Genomic DNA, 21,514 nt, shown 5'->3' with positions numbered 1-21,514 from the left:
AATTACCATGAAAAAGATGCTCATCCTTCTTTGTGCAACCTCTTTGTTGCAACCCTTGTTTGCACAGCAAGCGACTGTAACCGAGACAGTAGAGACAGTTAAAACCTATCCTTTCTCTGATCCTGATCCGGTGGCTGATCCCTCCGATCTGTTTTATCCTTATTTCCGTTTTGATGGTTTTTCTGCTAAAGGAATCAACCGGCAATGGAAAGTAGTCTCTCTTGAAAATGATTATATCAAACTGACCCTCTTCCCCGAGATAGGTGGAAAGATCTGGGGAGCCGTAGATAAAACGACGGGTAAGGAGTTTATCTACAACAACCACGTCGTGAAATTCCGTGATATTGCGATGCGTGGTCCGTGGACATCAGGCGGTATCGAGTTCAACTTCGGTATCATCGGTCATGCACCGACTTCCAGTACGCCGATCGACTATGTGACCCGACAGAAACCGGATGGAAGCGTGAGTTGTTATGTATCCTCCTATGAACTGGTTACTCGGACACTGTGGACTGTGGAGGTGAATCTTCCGAAAGATAAGGCTTACTTTACGACGACAACGACCTGGCATAACAGTTCATCCATTGACCAGCCTTACTATCAATGGATGAATGCCGGCTATCCGGCAGCGGGGAATGCCGAGTTCTGCTATCCCGGAACCAATTATATCGGACACGGAGGCGAACTCCATTCGTTTCCTTTGGATGAACAGGGCCGGGATATCTCCTGGTATGAAAAGAACGACTTCGGTAATTCCAAATCGTATCATATTGTAGGGAAGTATAACGATTTCTACGGTGCTTACTGGCACGACAACGATTTCGGCTCTATCCATCATGCGGGTTATGACGAGAAACTGGGAATGAAAATTTTCCTTTGGGGACTTTCCCGGGAGGGAGGTATCTGGGAAGATTTGTTGACGGATACGAACGGGCAGTATATCGAACTGCAATCGGGTCGCATGTATAACCAGCCGGCTTCCAATAGTAGCTTAACTCCTTATAAACATACGGCATTCGGTCCGCAGGCGACCGACAGGTGGACTGAGTACTGGTTTCCGGTAAAAGGAATAAAAGGAGTCTCAAAGGCGAGCCGTATCGGAGCGCTTAACGTGTTGAGGGAAGATGGCTTTCTGAAGTTATATTTCTCTCCTTTGCAGAAATTATCTACAACCATAAAACTCTATGAAGGAGAAAAGGAAATGAACTCCATCCCGTTGAACTGCGGTGTACTGGAAACCTGGAAAGATTCTATCCCATTGAATAAGGCTGTTGCCGCCGGTCGACTGAAAGTCGTCGTAGGCGAAGACTTGCTGGTGTATTCGGAAGTACCTTCGGATAACATCACCAGTCGCCCGAAACAACTGCCTGCCGATTTTGACTGGAGTTCGGCATATGGTCTTTATACGCAGGGAGAACAATGGATGAATCAGAAAGTACTCGACAAGGCAGAAAAGTTTTTACTGGCTTCCCTCGAAAAAGATCCTTATTTCGTGCCTGCACTGACTGATCTGGCTTCCCTCTATTATCGTCAGGGACGTTATGAGGAAGCGCTTGCCCGTTGTAAAACAGCGTTAAGCATTAACACGTACGATGGAGATGTCAACTATCTGTATGGATTATGCAACATGGCATTGGGAAATCATACGGATGCCAAAGACGGCTTTTCTGTAGCTTCTTATTCTCCGAGAGTCCGTAGTGCAGCCTATGAGAAATTAGCTGAAATGTACCTGATGGATAGGAACTGGGCAAAGGCTGAACATTATGCCTTGAGAAGTAAAGAGTTCAATCAAATGAATCTGAGTGCTGACCATGTTTTAATGGTGGTTTATCGTAAGACGAACCAGCCGGAGAAAGCTAAAGCGCTTATCGATCCGTTGCTGGAAGACCTTCCGCTGTATCATGCAGCACGTTTTGAACAGCTCTACCAGGGGGAAGGCTCCGGTCATCCTATCGATGATCTTCAGTCGTTGATTCGCAACGAACTGCCTTTCGAAACCTACATGGAACTGGCTGAATGGTATGAATCGGTCGGTTGCACAGAAGAAGCATTGTCTCTCCTGTCATGTGCAGGTAACTATCCGATTGCTCTTTACAAACAGGCTTATTTATTGCATCAGGCTGGCAACGACGATGAAAGCCGCGGAATGTTGCAACGCGCCGGAGCTCTCTCTCCGGCAATGGTATTTCCTTTCCGTCCTTCTTCTTTAAAAGCGTTGGAATGGGCGAAGACGGTACAGCCGGACTGGAAGATCGATTATTATGAAGCATTGATCCGGTGGGCTAACCAGGATAAGGCAAAGGCGTTGGAGCTGCTGGAGAATTGTGGTGAAGCCGACTATGCACCATTCTATTTAAGCCGTGCCTCTTTAAAAGAGGGCGAATCCCGGTTGGCTGACCTGTTGAAAGCAGAGCAGATAGAGATGTCATGGCGTACCGGATTTGCTTTGATCAACCACTATGTCGCCAATAACCAGTGGCAGAAAGCTGTTGAGACAGGAAAGAAGTATACGAAGAAGTATCCGTCGAACTATTATATTGGTTTGAAATATGCAAAGGCTTTATGTGAGACAGGCCAGTATCAACCTTGTATCTCTCTGTTGAGCCGGATGCAGGTTCTTCCGAATGAAGGTTCGTATGCAGGACGCGCTGTTTATCGCGAGGCTAATTTGTACCGGGCAATGGAACAACTGAGCCATAAGAATTATAAACAGGTAGTGAAGAGTGTGGAGACATCAAAAGAATGGCCGGAAAATTTGGGTGTCGGAAAACCATACGACAATATGATTGACAACCGTCTGGAGGATTATCTGGAAGCAAAAGCAGCGGCAGGGCAGGGAGATAGCCGAAAAACATCTGCTTTATTAGCTGCCGTAGCCGACTATACGATATCCCGTTCTCATTTTGAGTCTGGTAATCTGTTAAGTGCATTGGCTTTGCGCGAGTCAGGAAAAGTGCAGGAAGCAGATCATATGGTAGCTGCCTGGAGCACAGATTTCCCTGAAAATCGTGTAGTCCAATGGTGTACGGCTATTTATCGGGGAGAAAAAGAAAAGGCTGTGGGAATGCTTCAGTCGCGTAATGACCAAACGAATACGACACCCTGGGAGGCATCTTTCCGTGATTCTAATTTCGATTTGATCGTTCGTTTATTTTCAACAGAACAGTGATATTTATATGATGGTCGTATAGAAATTGAATTAAATGAATATCATGTATAAAATAATTAATACATTATTTACTCTGCTGTTGATCTTGCCGGTAATGGGACAAACGTCTGATCTCAACAATTCTTTTAGGATAACAGCAAATCGTGAAGATGGTCGTTTCTCAAGTTCAAGAGGAGCTGTCCAATATATGTTGAAGCAGAAACCTGCGTTTACTTTCAATCCGGCATTTACGGCGACGGAGTTTAAGAAATGGCAGTTGGACTTGTGTTCCACTATGAAAGAATTGATACGTTTTCCGGAGGTGAAAGACCAGCCCGCCCCAGTACGTATCAAAATGGTACAGAGGGATGGCTATCGGGTGGAGAAATGGGAGTCTTATCCGTTGCCAGGAAGTGTTGTTCCTTATCTGGTATTGATACCTGACGGGATCGATACTACTCAGGATAAGGTGCCTTCTGTGCTTTGTATACCGGGTTTTGGTGGCAGTAAAGAGGAACTGGCGGGTGAGACGGAGGGTGATTACGGTTTGACATCGTTGCCTGTTAAGCCGGTGCGAAAGAATGCGATGGCTTTGCATTATGTAAAGAAAGGTCTGGTTGCGGTTGCTGTAGATAACCCGTCGTGCGGCGAGCTTTCTGACAACGGGTATTTCGATTATCTCAATACTTCGCGTATCTTATTGGAAGTGGGATGGAGCTATCTAGGGCTGACTGCTTGGCAAGACTGGAATATTCTGAACTGGATGAAAGCACAGAGCTATATAGATAAAGAACGAGTTATTATCAGTGGCTTTTCTTTGGGGACCGAGCCGTTGATGGTCTTAGGAGTTTTGGATCCGTCTATCTATGCCTTTGTATATAACGATTTTCTGTGTCGTACACTTGAACGGATTTTGGTGATGACAAAACCAGATGAGAAGGGGAGGCGACCTTTTCCGAATTCTATCGAGCATTTGATACCTGGTTTCTTGACACAGTTTGATTTTCCTGATTTGGTCGCAGCCTTGGCTCCCCGCCCTGTTATTTGTACCGAAGGAGGACTTGACCGTGACTTTGAGCTGATAAAGGAAGCCTATCGGATAGTAGGTAAACCGGATAATTTTACGTTCTATCATTATAAGAAGTTTGCCAACCCGAAAGACCGACAGCAGATAGATCGAGTACCCGAGGGCATTGATCTGGATACATTCTTCCAAGTGGTTAATGTCGATCCAATGAATCATTATTTTAAAGCAGAATTGGTGTTACCATGGATAGACAAGGTGTTGAAATAGATTTTTTAATTTATTTTGGTTCTTCGTCACTTTCGGGACAGCAAATATGCTAAAGGGCTTTATATATGGACTATGCCAGCATATTTAAGGGAATAAATATTCAGTGTTATAAAATGGAGTTAGGGACATTTACTGAATATCCCTAATTAATAATATGTTGTTTATGTGAATTATGCCCCCAAAAAACATATGAACAAACAGAAGCAGTTTTTGTTAAAAACGAAATATTTCCCCGAATAAAAAACAGAGTATAAAATCCCTCCAAACAAGGCAGAAAAGCAGTCCGACATCCCTGTCACAGTTCCTTGACATCCGGATCTCCCACCTTCCAGCATCTGGATCTCAAAGCTCCGACATCCGGGTCTCAGGAAGCTTTTCAAATTGTTTTCCCCAAAAAGGCTTGATTATGTGACAAAATAAATGGCTTTAGCATATTTTCCATCTAAGGAATACTGATCTTTAATTTGATATTTGACTGATCTATAGCTATTTTTCGTTTTAAATCATGATGGTATATGATGAATAATAGTTAAAAATTAAAACCATCATACCTTAACATGTTGTTTTCAAACAATATAACTTCATTTATGATCGTATAATAGTTATTGTTCCCGAAAACTTTTATTAATAAGAAATCTCGTTCACATAGGCACATTGGCCTTCCATATAGCTCACCCCAATCAAGTGCCCATCAAGGAAGAGAGCGATCTCCTCTATAACACATACCCTAAATCGTTCGTTATATGACGTAGACTATCAAAGGTTTCCACCGGGCTCGCAATCAAACAAACTTCTCCCTCTTTTGCAAGTTCAGAAGCCCGATCAGCATCCAGATGGTACTGGCGACCAGGAGGAAGATGCGACTTTTGATGATGATGCTTTCCCAGATGACCGGCAGGGAATTGCGGGGGATGGAGAAAGGATTGAGGAGGATATTCCAAAAAGAACGCTCAATAAGAGGCGTATTGCTGAAGATCAACAGGGCGATGCCGATGATAATCATCAAAACGGCAGTTCCGTTACCACTGCGGGTAATGGTGGAAAACATGAAGGCGAGGTTCCCGAAAAAAAGGATCGGGAACATCAGCTGAGCCGACATCTCAAGAAGGTTGACAGGATAAAGCAAGAGCGTAGCCAACCAGGAAAAGACGATCAGGATCACGAAGATCGCCACGTAGATCATCAGTAGACGGACACCCCATACCTTATATTTATAGTCGGGGATGCCGAAAAGGATTTCCAGTATCCGGCTATCCTCATCGTTCTGGATACCAAAAACAGCAGGATAGAACACCAACAGGACACAGGGGAACATCAGGAGGTTGTAGACCACCCCTTCATTGACCTCCGATCGGCTCCAAGCAATCTGAAACATGAAATAGGCAAAGAACAGAAATGCCGCCAGGAGAAACCAGATGAATTTCCCGGCAAAGATAATCTTCAGGTTATATTTAACCAAGCGAGGCAAGAGATATATGAATTGTTTCAGTGTCATAATGATTTATGATTTGAGATTTGAGATTTATGATTTATGATTTATCATCGACGCATAAATCATAAATCATAACTTTTTAAAGTTCTTTCAACAAGCAAAGATAAGCATCTTCCAAGTTCGGTTCCACTTGTACCGCTCCATCATACGGAGAGGTGGTCGAGAGGTAACGGACCCGGATACGGTCGTCTTTTTGGATATGGTTGACGATCCGGGACTTATCCAATGCCTGTTCAAATTCTGTCTTACCGATATCGAACTGCCAGACCTTTCCGGCCGCCATGCCGACCATATCAACCGGATCGCCAAAATACTTTAGGCTGCCTTTGTTGATCACGACCACCTGGCTACATGAACTGGATATGTCTTCGATGATATGAGTAGAGAAGATCACGATACGATCCTTGCTCAACTCCACCAACAGGTTTCGGAAACGGATGCGTTCGCGCGGGTCGAGTCCGGCAGTAGGTTCGTCTACCACTAAAATACGTGGCAGGTGCAACAGAATCAGAGCGATACCGATACGTTGTTTCATACCGCCGGAGAAAGAACCGATTTTCTCATCTTTACGGTCGAACATATGGACGGCGCGGAGGACATACTCCAACCGCTCACGGCGCAGCTCGGGATTGACGAGGCCCTTCAAGATCGCCTGATAATCGAGAAATTCCCAAGATGACATATTCTCGTATGTCCCGAACTCCTGTGGCAGGAAACCGATCAGGCTCTGCAGTTCCTCCCGGTAGACACGCGTATCCAGTCCGTTGATCCAGATACTGCCGTAGCTCTGTTCCAAAATGCCGCAGATGATACGCATCAGGGTGGACTTACCTGCTCCGTTCGGTCCCAAGAGGCCGAACATACCTGTACGGATCTCGAACGATACGCCTCGGAGTGCCTTGAACGGCTGCCGACGTTTCCCGATCAGCGGAATACTTTTCACCATACGGAACCACGAACGACGCAGCCCGGCGAAACGTCCTTTTACACGCTCGATATTGATTTCCTTCTCATACAGATAGCCAGAAGTCACATAGATTGCTATGCAGAACGCCCACAACACCCCGATCGTCCCCACCAAGTTCGGATTATCCAATTTGCGGAACAGACCAAAAAGGATCAGTGGAGGAAGGCCCCAAAAGATGATCCGGTTAACGTATTTCACTATCCGGCTTCCTGCAAACCGTCCATAGAGATATTCACGTACCTTGCGCCACAGGTAAAGCGTTGCGGCGTAGACTGCGAAAGAGAGAAGAAATATCCACAACCTGTTCCCGACAAAGAACCAGGTGAACCAGACACCAAAACCTAACAGGACGAACTGCCAGCCCAGTTCCATAAAGAATCCTCTTTCTCGCGTCTGAAGCGGGATCGCAGAAGCACCAGTGGTATCCGCATAATCAGAGGAGGTATCAGGACTGATCTTTTGCGATTCCATGTCAGGCACGGGAACGGGACAGTCATCCGGCAATCCGGCAGGTATAAGGTAGTTTTTCTCCAAACCTAACCGTCGACGGATCAGCAGGCCACTCTTCCACTGGCGGCTGACACGTCCCGGCCAGTCGTATATCTTCACCAGGTTGCGGACGGATATATGGATGTCCGTCTCCGGATCGATCACCTTCGAACGGGCACGGCGGAGACTTGTCTGCATAAAATAGGTCACTCCCGGAATACCGGCCAACAACAACACCCCATAGACGGACTGCCACAGGAGGCCACCACCATAAAACCAGATACAGCCGGCTCCTGCCATAAAGAGCAAACCGTGCAGAACCCATACTTTCGCGGACAGCTCCTTGTACCATTGCAGCGTGTTTTCCAGTCCCATACAAACGGTAGGGATCAGGATCAGCGTCAACAATGCAGAGAAGGAAAGACCGCCGATCACAGTAATGGCAAACGGTGCACCGATCGCTCCGGCATACTCAGAGTTACCCATCGCCATCGGCAACATGGCTACGATCGTCGTGATGGAAGTAATTAGGATCGGGCGAATACGTGACAGCCCAGCCGTCATCAACGCCCTGTTGCGGCGATAACCTCGCCGGCGGAGAATGTTGGCATAATCGATCAGGATAATACCATTGTTCACCACTACTCCCAGTAGGATCAGAAACCCGATCATCACGTTCGCATTGTTCAGCAGGCTGTTGCCCGTCAGCAACAACGCCAGCAGCGAACCGATCGCAGCCAGCGGGATGGAGAACAGCAGGACGAACGGCGTCACAAAGGACTCGAACACCGAAGCCAGGATCATAAAGATCAGGATAAAGGCAGCCAACAGCAGAAACTTGAAGTCGGCAAACATATCTTCCTCGTGAAACACTTCGACCGCCACGCCCGAAGGCAGGTTATAACCCGACACCAACTGGTCGATATCCGACCGGTAGCCTTCGAGGAGGTCTCTCGACTCTTCAACGTCGCGCGAGAAAGAATAGAACAACTCAATCTGCTTGTCCTGGTTCACACGGGTGACACGGGCACGCCCGCGGCCATAATTGACGGAGGCGATATCTTCCAGCCTGTGCAGGCTGCCGGAAGCGCTTGGTATATGCACTTCGCGCAGGTCGTCCACCGTCTTGTCCCGATTCTTGCCAGCCTCTTCCTCCTCTACCGTCCGGTTACGGATGATGATATCGTAGGTATCCTCCCCCACCTTGAAAGAAGTCCCGGACGAAATCTCCGGGTTCAGAGACGTGAGGCCGGAAGCTATGTTCTGGCGAGAGATATCGTAGGAGGTCAGCAGGATCGGGTCGAAACCGAGACGAATCTCCGGCTGCGGGCGACTGTAGGAGACACGGGTATTGCGGATGAACTCCTGTTCGTCGAGGTAATAGCGGAAATCCTCCGCCACCCGCTGCATAAGGTCAAAATCAGAGCCTTTGATCACAATGCGTTCGCGGTTCTCACCGATACCCAAAAGACGCATGAAGCTCCCCATGCCACCCATCATATCCCCGGAGCCGCCTCCCCCTCTGCTCCCACCGCTTCCGGCTTCAGAAAGTGATATTTCGGCGCCGTTGATGGTACGGAGGCGAGTTTGCACATCGGATTTAATGTCAGTGATGCTGCGCTTCCCGATCTGGCGGTAATCTTCTTTGAGAACAAGTGTCAGCTCGGCGTCCGTTTCCCGGATACGGCTGATCAGATCTTGTTTCTCCGGAAACCCGGCAAGGCGTTCCTCGATGACACGAACGACCTGGTCGGCATTCTCCAGCGTGCTGCCGGTCGGCATCGTCACATAGATGCTGAAACGGTCGCTCTCCACCTCTTTTCGGTCCTGGATATTCAGGGAGACAGAAAGGATCAAGCAAAGGAACAGCAGGATGACGGCCCCAAAGACCGTCACACCGGAATTCCTCATGCAGGTCTTCAACAACACCAGATAGATTTGTACCGGCCGCTGCGTGACAGATACTTTTTCATAAAAGACCGTGCCCCTATCCGGCTTCCTCAGTACCGTATAGGTAGCCATCGGAATGAAAAGGAGGGCGACAGCGAGAGAGATCAGGAGAGTCGAGATGATGGAAACGCCGATATGGTGTCCCATCAGCTTGATCAAAAAATTATCGGAAAAGACGAATGGAAGGAAGACCGTAACCGTTGTTAGGGTAGCGGCAAGGATGGAGCGCCAGACCTCGCGCGTACCTTGCGTCACGGAACGTTCGGGTGTATTGCCGGTAGATGAGATGCGGTAGATGTTCTCCAAGACTACCACACTGTTGTCCAGCAGCATACCAATCGCCAGCGCCATACCAACCAACGTAAGGCTATTGATCGTAATCCCTGCCCCGTAGAAGAAATTGAATGCCGTATAAACGGAAATCGGGATGGACAGAGCGATGAAGAACACCAACCGTAGGTTCTTCAGGAAAAGCCAGAGAATGACGACGGCAAGTAGACCACCCACGATCGCAAGGCGGATGATTTGGTCAATGTTATCCTCCATCGTCTCCGCTTGGTTATTCTCTACGACGATCGAGAGGTCGAGCGGGGCAAGCTGCTCGTTCAGACGGTCAATCACTCCGACCGTACGGTGAGAAAGCTGGATCAAGTTGGCCTGCGAGTCAGCAAGCAGGGAAACGGAAACGGCATCTTTGCCATTGACCCGACTGTAGCTTGTCTCCTCTTTCATGTCGAAGAAAACGGTGGCAACGTCTTTCAGCAACACGGGGCCAGAGGCAACGACGATGTTTTCGAGGTCGGAAACTTCGGTATAAGGAGAATTGACATGGACAAAGTATTTCCCGTCCGGCTCACTGGCATAGCCGACAAACGCCTTCTCTTGCGTATTCTGTGTTAAGAGGCTGCTAATAGCGGAAGGAGTCAAATTGAGGGCTTTGCAGGCATCAGGATCGAGTTGCACCTCTATGGCCTTCTCGCGACCACCATAGATATTGACGGAAGCGATGCCGTCAATGTTTTCCAGGTCGGGCCTTATCTCTTTCTCCACTAAGTTACGAACCCGGTCCGTACCACCCGATCCACGCACCTGGAGCGACATGAAGCCACCGGCAAGCATCGAAACATCGATCTTTTGTACCTGTACTGTAAAGCCTTCGGGAAGAGAAGAGGCGATTTCGTTAATCTTCTCCTGCAACTTCAGGGCAGTAATTTTGAAGTTGATATTTGACTTGAAGTCAATCTTGATGGAAGACTGGCGGCTATCGATCAGGGATTCGATTTGCTCTACTCCACCTATGGTCCCAATAGCCCCTTCGATAGGGATCACGACTTCCGACTCGACATACGACGGATCCATATCCTGTGCCGAGGTGACCTGTACAAACAGCATCGGAAGCTCCGCATTAGGCAACAGTTCTACCGGCAACTGCTTGTACGACACGTAGCCTAATCCTGTCAAGGCTATGAACAGCATACAGATCGCAATCTTCCTATGTAGTAAAAAATTCATTTTCCCCTTTTCATTTTTTCAAATACATAATATACACACGGGATTACCATCAGACTCATGACGGTCGAAGTCACCAACCCACCGATCACTGCGATCGCCATAGGTGAACGAAGTGAAGCACCTTCGCCGAAGCCGAACGTCATCGGCAGGAGAGCTAGGATCGTCGTGAGCGTCGTCATTAGGATCGGGCGGATACGTTGCTGGCCGGATTCCACGATGGCATCCGTCAGCTCCATGCCGGATTGTTTCAACTGGTTGATACGGTCGACTAGGATAATCGAGTTGTTCACCGCAATACCGACCAGCATCACGATGCCGATCACTCCCATCATATTGATCGTCGTCCCCGTCAGAAAGAACAGTAGAATCGCCCCTACCACCGCCAACGGGATCGTCAGCAAGATCGTGAAGGGATGCAACAGCGACTCAAACTGCGAAGCGAGTACCATATAGACCAGGATCACCGAAAGGGCCAAAGCAAACATCAGGCTGTTCATGGACTCCTGGCGCTTCTCTTCCTCGCCGGTAACGGTAATCAAATAGTTGGCAGGCAAGTCAATATCTTTCACTGCAAAGCGTATTTCGTCCGCCACCTTGTCAAGCGAATAGCCAACATCGAGATTGGCCGTTACCTTGCTGATGCGGTTCTGTCCACGACGGAAGATTTCTTTCGGAGCCTGCGAACAGGTGATCGTTGCGATCTCCTGCAAGCGGAATTCTTTCTCACCGTTTCGTATGACCAGTCCACCGAGGTCGTGCAAGGTGATATCGGGAACCTTGATCAGGATATCCCGCATCTCTCCCCGGTACTCCATCTTGCCGGATTCGAGGCCGCCGAGCTGCTGCTTCAACTGTTCGATAACGGTCGAGACGCTGACATTATGAATGCCGGCAACCGTGCGGTCGACGGAAATCGTTACCTCCGGGGCACCGTCTTCAACGGACGACTGGACATTGTAAAGTCCCGGCAGACCGGTGATCCGTCCTTTTACTTCTTCCGTGATAGACGCTATTTCGTCCAGTTCCTCTCCTTTTACCTTGACCACGATGGGGGCTCCTTCGCTTCCCAAAAGGGAGCTGAGGGAGTTCTCTTCCTGCTTCAGGGTGACCTCTAACCCTTCGGTATCTTCGGTAGCCTGTACGAACTGCGCCATCACCTCTTCGGGCGGAACGGGGCAGGAAGGCGAAAGGATCACTTTCATGACAGCCGTATTCTCCCCTTCGAATATATCATTCTCCGAACCGCTACCCGATCCGACATGGCTGTAGATCGTACACAGGGAGTCTTGCGAGATGGTGTGCATCAAATCCTCCAGGTTACCGACAGCCGAAGCGGTACGCTCCAACGGAGTCCCTTCCGGCAACTTGATAACGGCAGAGAACGCCTTGCTCCCGGCTCTCGGCATAAACTCCGTACCGATAAAGGGAACCAACAACCCCGCTATCACCAGCAACATCAAAGCGCAGCCGATCACCACCCAACGGCGGCGGAGCAGCGTGCGCAACAAGGGGCTGTAACCGGTAATCCGGATGCCGTTTCCCCCCCGTGTACCACCACCAGCACCACGATCCTGCCATCCGGTAATCCGGTCATACAACATCGGGATCACCAAGATCGCCACAAACAACGACGATACCAGCGAGAACGTCACCGTCCAGGCCTGATCTTTAAACAGTTCTCCAGAAGCGCCATGTAGATAGACAATCGGCAGAAAGACGACGATCGTCGTCAACGTCGAGGCAATGACCGCACCGGCCACTTCGGAGGTTCCCGCTATGGCAGCTTCACGTATCGTCATCCCTTTCTCCTGATTACGGAAAATACTTTCGATCACTACGATCGCATTATCCACCAACATACCGGCTCCGAGCGCCAATCCACCAAGCGTCATGATATTGAGGGTAAGATGATTAAAGAACATCAAGTTGAAAGTTGCGACAATGGAAATCGGGATAGCCAAGCTGACAATCAACGTCGTCCCCAAACGACGAAGGAAGACGAACAAGATCACCACCGCAAGGATAATCCCTAAAACGGCACTGCTCTTCACCTCTCCTATTGCATTCTTGATAAAGGTACCCTGATTCGTGATCACCTGAAAACGATAGCCGGGCAACGCCTGCTCAATAACCGCCAACCGGCGAATCACACCATCGACAACCTTCACCGTATTGAAACGCATTTCCTTGTAAACAGACAATCCGATACTGCGCTTGCCATTGATGCGGACAATATTTTCCGGACGATCATTCTCGAAGCTGACAGTAGCGACTTCACGTAGGAATATCGGAGCTTTGTCCATAGACGATGTGGAAACCGCACCGGAAGTCCCCGAAGCCGTAGCCTCAGCCGCAACCGGCTTATAACCGACAATCAGATTCTCAAAATCACTCTCCGTCGCAAACAAGCTCGAACTCTTGACCAAGTATTGCAGTCCCAACTCGCTGACACGACCGCCGGAGACGCTTTGGTTATTCGCCTCTATCTTGGAAGACAAATCATTTATCGTCAATTTAAAGGCATCCAGCTTATAAGGGTCCGTACGGATCATTAGCGTACTAACCTCATCGCCCGACAACGTAACATCCGCAACCCCTTCCAGACTGATCAACTCGTTACGAATATAGCTCTCCGCCACCTTCCGAAGCTCCGCCATATCGGTAATGCTACGGTGCGAAAGTCCAATCAGAACGACAGGAGACTGATTCGGATCATGCTGCGTGATCTTGAGTTCGGTGATATCTTTATTTTGGGCAAAAGGGTTCATAGCTTTCTGCAAGTCAAGAAAGGCCTCATCCATATCTTTCTTCCAAGTGTACTCGACCGTAATGCGGGCGGAACCGGCACGGATCACGGATGAAACCTGTATCACGTCACTCTGCCGAATCGCCATCGACTCCATGTTCTTGACAAACTGCTTCTCAATCTCCTCCGGCGGACGTTCGCCTGCCTTCAACTCGATAAAAAGACGGGGATTATTCAGGTCGGGCAACAGGTCAACCGCCAACTGGTCATAGGAAATCTTGCCCAACAGCAGGATCGCCAATACCAACATACAAATTGTGACCGGATTGCTTACCGCAAATTTGATAATACTTTTCATTTCTGAACTTTTACCTTTGCATTCTCTTTTAATGTCTCGAAACCTTTCACCACCAAATTATCGTTCTCTTTCAGCCCTTCCAGAATCTGGATGTTCTTGTCGTCTTCCAGTCCGGTCTTGAGTTCGCGAAGCAGGGCCGTGTTCTTCTCGACGATATAAACGTATTTGACACGGCGGTTGGACTGAATCACATCTTTCGGTATGATGATAGCACTGTCCGCCTTATTCACCACGATATCAGCTTTGACAAACATGCCGGGACGGAGTTTCAAACCGTCATTCTGTATCAGTATCTTCCCTTTGAAAGTACGGGTTTCGGAACTGATGGCAGGCGACAATTCGCTAATCACCCCTCGGATCGTATCTTTGGGCAACGTATAATGGGTGATATAGACCGGCTGATCCGCTTTCACATACCCGATAGCACTTTCCGGCAGATTGATATCCATGTACATACGAGCATAGTCCATGATACCGACTATCGGTTTCCCTTGTTCGATACGGACATCAGACGTATAATGGGGCAAATCCACGATCACACCGTCGAAAGGAGCTTTGACATTCATCTTCTCCAAATTGAGCTTACCGTTCTCGTAATCATAGCGGGCGTTTGTCACTTTTACCTCCGTATTACGCATTTCGCTAAGCGTCACACCGCCTTTCTCATACAAGGCTTTCTGCTTCACTTGCTCCTGCTCGGCTATTTCAAGACTCAACTCTTTGGCATCTATAGCGATACCGTTTTCGTATTCCCGGTCTTCGAGGCGGACGATCAGTTGTCTTTTGGAGACGATATCTCCCAGTTTAAAGGGCTTGCCTGTACGGGGATTGGTTTGCAGTTTGTACAAGCCACTCATTTCGGAATTGAGCGTTACTCCATAGGTAGGCTGTGCCGTACCGGTCGTATTGACCAGCTTGCTAATAGAACCTTTCTTCAATTTCGTTACCGACACGGGTGTAGCAATATCGTTCTGTGTATTCTGTGGCTGATTATTACAACCTGCCGTCAACAGGACGAACAATAAGAGAGATGTGATTGTATATTTCATATTCATATTATTTTTTCGTTACTAAATCTTCCATCGGGACAATAGGCACATCGTGCTCGAAATCGTAGAGGGAAAGTATCTTAAGGTTCAATAATTCGATCTTATAATTGATAAGCGCCTGCGTATAGGCGATCTTTTTATTTGAAAGCTGGGTCTGGAATTGGTTCATGTCCATACCAGTTATATCGCCTTCCCGGTAACGGGTCAGATTCAAATCATAGGTACGCTGTGCATTTGCAACATTCTGCTTGGCTATCTTGATCTGCGAAAGCAAGTTTTCCAGGCTACGCCAGGTCTGGCGGATGTTCAGTTCAATGTTGACTTTGTCTTCATGGAATTCCAGCCTGTTGATCTTCTGGGCTACTTCCTGTGCCTTGATACGGGCTTTCTTCTCTCCCCAATCAAAGATCGGGACACTGAAGCTGATGGCAACACGCGGATTCTGCGTCGGGTTATTATAAATTTTTTCCAGATGTCGGTTATCACCGATCAGACCGAAGGAGAGAGCAATATCTCCCTTGAACTCGTTCAGAGCCTTCGTCTTAATCATATCGAAAGCTAGTTCTTTGCTCTCAATCTCACGCTGACGCAGTTCCAGACGCGATTCAAGACCATGCTGTATCGCCTTTTCCAGATTCACTTCCACCGGCTTGATCTGTACTTCGGCAAAGACCATGATATCCTCGTTCAGATCCATCCCCAACGTCTGCTTTAACTGGTCTTTCGAGTTTTCAAGCGATACTTGCTGTTCTTCTAGAGAAGAACGCGCGGAAGCGAGATTCACTTCCGCTTGAAACAACTCATCGCGAGCAGCCAGGTCGGCTTCCACCTTATTCTTGATAATCTCATAGCTTTGCTGTGCATTGGTCAGTTCTTCCCTAGTAATAGCCAATTGGCTTTGTGCCATATAGACAGAATAGAACTGTTGGGTAATATCCTTTTCCGTACTCAACCGTTGCAATGCGTAGCTGATATTGGCATTTTCATAATCGTATTCGATCTGTTGCAGTTCCATCTTACGCTTGTTATAAGTAAAGATGGGTTGCGAAAGCTGCAGGTAAAGGTCGTTGCTGAACGCCTTGTTACTGGTCTTCGTACCGTCGATATTGGAGTTATTATCCTGCCAGCCGAAACGGTTGATCAATGAGAGAACACCATCCGTCCACAAGATCGGTTGATCCACCTGGAATGTTCCAGTCGCACTGAACCTCTCATTCGTATACCACTGAGACAGGCGGTTATCGAAACTGCGGCTCTTGCTGTAATCCACCGGATTAAGGTTCAACGAGAACTTCGATTTCAGGGAAGCCCGCTGTGCAACCAAGTTCTGCTGATAACGTTCCAGATTCATGTGGGAACGGCGCAGGGAAGGACTATGCTCTTCCGCTATATCCATCGCCTTCTCGATCGTCAGCGAGACCTGCCCCTGCGACGAGACATACCCACCTAGGCAGACGGCAGCCGTCAGTATTATCTTTTTCATGGATAGTAACTCTCTTCGTATCATGTATCTAATTCTATTAATATCGTTTTACTATTTTGACCGCATCTGCCGTCACGCTTCGTAGTTTGCACTCGTTCGTCAGGGTGATCCGGACCGTATCGGAACTGAAGTAGTAGGCGCCTATGGGTTCCCAGCCTTCATTCGCTTTTTTCAGATCTATATAAGCATCTTCGTTTTCTTCGTCATACTCCACCTTAAAATGGTATTCACCGCCAGCCTGCTTATTATATTTCAGCTCATTGTCTTTGGAAACATAATAGTAGACATCATATTGTCCGGCAGAAAGAATCGGAACTTTCCAGGTTGCCGTTTGGCTGCCGTTACCACTCTTGATCACATAGGCTGACCGGATATAACGGCCATAGTAGGAGGCATTCGTCGTAGCCGTCCACTGCAACGGGGCACGCCAGGGAGAGACACCGGCATATTTAAAAGAAGTATTTTCGACCTTATCGAGCCACTTGGGCAGAAGCCCAACCACGGCTGGTTCGGACAGGAAAAAAAGAGAATCTTCATTATCGACGATCACCTCTCCTTCCACTACGGGAGAAAAGTCTGTAACAATGAAATCTCCTTCGGTATCGACCGCCCTCTCTCGTTCTTCCCGGATGTTAGTAACAGGCAGGTTCAGTATACTCGGCAGATTTCCGGCTATCAGCGTATTCACATCCACTTGGCGAGGCGCTTCCTCCCAGACCGTTACCAGCAACTTGGTCTGTCGGGCGGCAAGAGGCAGTTTACGGCTCACACGCGGATCGATACTCGGACCATAGCCTCCGATCTGTATATTGAGTTGAAGCATACCGTCATTATCAGAATTATTGCTGACCAATTGCTTCAGCACGAAACTCTCCTGTCCCTTGTTCGTGATCTTGGTCACTTCGGGCTGCCCGATCGTATAGAAAGGAAGAGGCGTCGGACGATCCCATCCGGAAATACCTGCACGGATATCGGCCCCGCTGATCATCTCCAACGTATCTAACAGGTTCTCGAAGCGCATATTACGAAATTCGTTCCGTTCCAACAGGGCATACAGGGAATCCCTGAACAGACTTATCCCCATATTCACTTCGGCAGGAGCAAACAAGCAATACCCTTTCAGACTGATCGTGTTATTCAGCAAATCGAGATGTTTCACATCAGACAGAAGCTCTTTAAACGAATATCTCTCCATCAGCAGGTTCGCTTTCTCATTATTGCTGATCCCGTTTATCTCGCGTTCCCACCCATTATTATCGGATTTCCTCTGCAGATAAAGTTCGACCAACCGGTTCGTAACAGACCATTCGGAAGAATAGATATTATACCGGAAATTATAGAGTTCGGGAAACAGGAAATATGGATTGCTTTGGGAAGAGATATTGAACTTGCCTCGACTGCCAGAAGAGAAATTATAGTTACCTTCCGTCTGCGAAAAAATCCACAGGAAACTGTTCATCACCCGAATCTCCGCCTCTTCTTCACTGATCTCACGCCCTCCCCGCTTCGACCATTTCAACTGGTTTTTCTTGCTTCTGACAAAATCCATCTGATTGAACATACAGCCCAGTTCCGGGAAAAGAACCATTTCCGGCTGCACCACTTCCTGCGCTTGCGACCAGGAACGGACATAGCTATAGAACTGTGCCGGAACTTCCACCACTGAAAACTGGTCGAACGGGTAACTCAACTTATACGTACGTTCGAGATTCTCCCGCAGGTTGCGGATCAATCCCGGAATCGTATCACGGATCGAATCGAACGCCGCCTCGTAATAATCGTGCCCTTTTATATGCCAGATGCTATAGAGCGTACTATCACTTTCCACACTCTTCTGTTCGTATTTTCCGATAATAAGGGAAATGGACTGATAGGGATTGTTTGCTGACTGCGAAATAGCAACCAGTCCGGGAAGCGGCTTCACATCCAACCGAAAACGACTAAAATAGGTCTGTTGCCAATCAGGACTCTTGTCGCTATACCCCGTTCCGGGACGCGGATACCAATAGGTTTCGGGCGTAAACAGCACATAATCTGATGTCTGAAAACTATATTTCTTATCGAGCTTAAGCATTTCCTTATCATACGGTTGCTGCAAGACCTCCTCCGGGATATCCAGATAACAAAAATCATCCTTTATCCTCCCCTCATAACTGACCGAAAACGAAATGGTATCACCCTTTTCTATCTTCCTTCCGAAATCCACCGCTAAAATCTGTTCCTCCCGCTTAAAATTCAACGACTTCTCTCCATCCTTTACCTCCTCGACCCTCAATCCGGGATTCAGGCAAAAGATAAATACTTCCGATGCAGCAAGCGCCGTTCCCTCCATCCCGACAACGGAACGGATTGTTTCAGACTTCTGTTCCACCGAAATATCGTAGTAATCAATCGCCATCTTTGGCTCATATACATATTTATTATTAATACTTGTGTACAAAGCACGCATCTCCCCTTCCCTGAGAATCGAACGTACATGTCGAAAACCCGCCGTCCCCATTAGCAAGAACATGCAGAACGAAAGGAATAACCACGGATAATGGCTTCTCCTAGCATTCGGCAACCGCTTGAACAAGAAGATCGTAAAGAAGATAAATCCCAAACCGGCAAAGAAATAAATCGCTCGGTGGTTTAAGATCAGCTCCAGGTTACTGAACCCGACGATCGTCGATTTGAACAACGGCAGGTTATACACCATATAATCGAACAGATAGTAGAACTTATCCTGTATATAAAACAAGGTCAGCCCAATATACCCTAACAAAAGTATAAAAGTGAGCGCCTGATTCTTTAACAACAACATAAGGAAAATTGAAAGTCCGATGATAAATATCAAAGTAGGAATACTGATCAGAAAGAAATAAACCAGATAAACCGGCAAATCGACCGTCACGCCCGATGCCATAAAGTTAAAAGCCAGCACAATCGCCAATACCAGCAGGTTCAGGAACAGGAACACCCTGAGGTTTCCCCATATCTTCCCGACCACATACTCGGCATTACTGAGCGGCCGGACATAAAAGACCTCGGAAGTATCGAGCTTCTTGTCCCTTTTCAGAAATTCGGAAGAAAGGAAAACTGCGACCACCGCCTGTCCCGTATTCAACAACAAAAGGTTCAGATAGGGTATATTGGATGAAACCGATTTTGCAAACCACAGGCCGAAATTGTCCTCCATCAACATCATGGCAAAGTTGAAAAATCCTAAAAACACCACGGCAAGCAGGGTGAAGATACGGAAGAACCAACTCCTCACCAATATCTTGCTTTCGTATTTAGCTACAGATCGTATGTTCGTGATAAATGACATAGGCAAGTGATCTCTTTTAATCGTTTCTCCAACGGTTCAACTTGTTTTCCATATAATAGACATAGGCATGTTCCAGATTAGGCGGATAGGATTCCGCATCATATCCCTGTACCTCGTCAGCCACGACCTGCACTTCCCAGCCCGTACCAGAGGGAATCGTCGAGATAACCGGATACAGTTTATCCACCTCATGCAATTCGTCGCTAGTCACCCGTATACGCCACACTTTTCCTTCCGCCTGCCTCAACATATCTTGCGGGGAACCGTAAAAAGAAACTTCTCCCTTATTCATAAGCGCCATACAGTTGCATGTACTCGATATATCGCCCACGATATGGGTGGAAAGGATAATTGTCACGTCGTTTTCGCTGACTTCCGACAGGAGATTGCGAAAACGAATCCGCTCCTCAGGATCGAGCCCCGTCGTGGGTTCGTCTACAATAATCACTTTCGGATGATGAATCAATGCCTGCGCAATCCCCAAACGGCGCTTCATACCTCCCGACAACTTATTGGCATACCGGTCGCGAACATCGAAAAGTCCGACATTCTCCAACATCTCGTCCACTGCATTTTTCCGCAAAGACTTACAGTTCATACCGGAAAGACGCGCAGCATAATCTAAAAACTCGTACGTTTTATATTTGGCGAAAAAACGGAAATCCTGTGGTAGATATCCCAATACCCCCCGTATCTCCTTGCGCTGCCGCATCAGGTCGTACCCGCAGATATTCACCTCACCCGAAGTAGGTTCCATAAGAGCTACTAAAATACGCATCAAAGTAGATTTGCCAGCCCCGTTCGGGCCCAAAAGTCCGAACATACCAGTCGATATTTCTAGACAAACATCTTTCAATGCATGGTTTCCGTTCGGATACACTTTATTGAGTTTTCTAATCGATATGCTCATCAACAAGTAAATTCAAATTCATATAAATAGAGAGTCTAAAGATAATAGTTATAATATAAAAACAGGCACGGATTACATGGATTTCACAGTTTTAAATCAAATTAAACCGTGCAATCCGTGTAATCCGTGCCCGAAAAACAGATAAAACTATGTAAATCTATCGATTAATAGTTCTGTTTCATCGGTTCGAAGTAAGCCTGAGGATGTTCGCATGCCGGACATTTCTGCGGAGCTTTCTTTGATTCGATAACGAAACCGCAATTACGACACTGCCATAAGATAGCTTCGGCTTTTTCAAACACCGTACCTGTTTCGATGTTAGACAACAGCTTGCGATACCGTTTTTCGTGTTCAGCCTCAACCTTGGCAATCATACGGAAAGCAACAGCAATAGTTTTAAATCCTTCTTCTTCAGCAATATCAGCGAAAGCAGGGTAAAGGTCAGCCCACTCTTCGTTTTCTCCGGCAGCAGCAGCAGCCAGGTTTTCAGCAGTTGTTCCGATCACGCCTGCCGGATAAGCTGCTGTGATTTCAACCATACCACCTTCGAGGAATTTGAAGAAACGTTTGGCGTGTTCCTTTTCCTGTTCAGCTGTTTCCATAAATACACCTGCAATTTGTTCGTAACCTTCTTTTTTGGCCACGCTTGCGAAGAACGTGTAACGACTTCTTGCCTGAGATTCACCGGCAAATGATTTCAGCAGATTCTGCTCGGTACGAGTACCCTTAATACTTTTTTCCATAATGCTAATTTATGTATATATAAAATAAGTTCATATAATCACTCTAAATAAATAACGTTCAAA

The 21,514-nt window shown here is 47.5% G+C and carries 10 protein-coding genes; 2 read left to right on the top strand and 8 right to left on the bottom strand.

All coding sequences use genetic code 11. The annotated features are described in order from the left end of the window. Positions 1–7 precede the first annotated feature (7 nt). On the top strand, positions 8–3,169 hold the full coding sequence (locus tag BHV83_RS16765) for a DUF5107 domain-containing protein (RefSeq protein WP_122205556.1): 3,162 nt from the start codon (positions 8–10) through the stop codon (positions 3,167–3,169). Between the two features lie 43 nt (positions 3,170–3,212). Further along, positions 3,213–4,442, top strand: coding sequence for an alpha/beta hydrolase family protein (locus tag BHV83_RS16760; RefSeq protein ID WP_122205568.1), 1,230 nt, complete (start codon positions 3,213–3,215; stop codon positions 4,440–4,442). A gap of 781 nt (positions 4,443–5,223) precedes the next feature. Here the strand turns inward: BHV83_RS16760 and BHV83_RS16755 are convergent. The 8 genes from BHV83_RS16755 to rbr form a co-directional block, all read right to left on the bottom strand. After that, positions 5,224–5,937, bottom strand: a complete 714-nt coding sequence (locus BHV83_RS16755) for a carbon starvation CstA family protein (RefSeq protein WP_005639576.1) — start codon at positions 5,935–5,937, stop codon at positions 5,224–5,226. Between the two features lie 76 nt (positions 5,938–6,013). Further along, positions 6,014–10,852 carry an efflux RND transporter permease subunit gene (locus BHV83_RS16750; RefSeq protein WP_122205555.1) on the bottom strand — a complete coding sequence of 1,613 codons (4,839 nt, stop codon included), beginning with the start codon at positions 10,850–10,852 and terminating at the stop codon, positions 6,014–6,016. Beyond that, positions 10,849–13,956 (bottom strand): efflux RND transporter permease subunit, encoded by a 3,108-nt coding sequence (locus BHV83_RS16745; protein WP_286757793.1) that lies wholly within the window; start codon positions 13,954–13,956, stop codon positions 10,849–10,851. Before BHV83_RS16745 ends, BHV83_RS16750 begins: the two co-directional genes overlap by 4 nt. Next, the gene (locus BHV83_RS16740; RefSeq protein WP_374938852.1) at positions 13,953–15,011 is read right to left on the bottom strand and encodes an efflux RND transporter periplasmic adaptor subunit; all 1,059 of its coding nucleotides are present in this window, start codon (positions 15,009–15,011) and stop codon (positions 13,953–13,955) included. Before BHV83_RS16740 ends, BHV83_RS16745 begins: the two co-directional genes overlap by 4 nt. A gap of 1 nt (position 15,012) precedes the next feature. Next, entirely contained in the window at positions 15,013–16,488 is a 1,476-nt protein-coding gene (locus BHV83_RS16735) for a TolC family protein (protein ID WP_374938851.1), read from the bottom strand. Positions 16,489–16,525: 37 nt separating this feature from the next. Beyond that, the gene (locus BHV83_RS16730; RefSeq protein ID WP_286757792.1) at positions 16,526–19,798 is read right to left on the bottom strand and encodes a golvesin C-terminal-like domain-containing protein; all 3,273 of its coding nucleotides are present in this window, start codon (positions 19,796–19,798) and stop codon (positions 16,526–16,528) included. Between the two features lie 16 nt (positions 19,799–19,814). Then, positions 19,815–20,708 (bottom strand): ABC transporter ATP-binding protein, encoded by an 894-nt coding sequence (locus BHV83_RS16725; RefSeq protein WP_122204919.1) that lies wholly within the window; start codon positions 20,706–20,708, stop codon positions 19,815–19,817. A 164-nt stretch (positions 20,709–20,872) separates the two neighbouring features. Beyond that, the gene (gene rbr, locus BHV83_RS16720; protein WP_005639590.1) at positions 20,873–21,451 is read right to left on the bottom strand and encodes a rubrerythrin; all 579 of its coding nucleotides are present in this window, start codon (positions 21,449–21,451) and stop codon (positions 20,873–20,875) included. Positions 21,452–21,514 lie beyond the last annotated feature (63 nt).

This window comes from Parabacteroides sp. merdae-related_45_40 (assembly GCF_001915675.1).
This window is presented reverse-complemented; position numbering and strand designations above follow the sequence as displayed.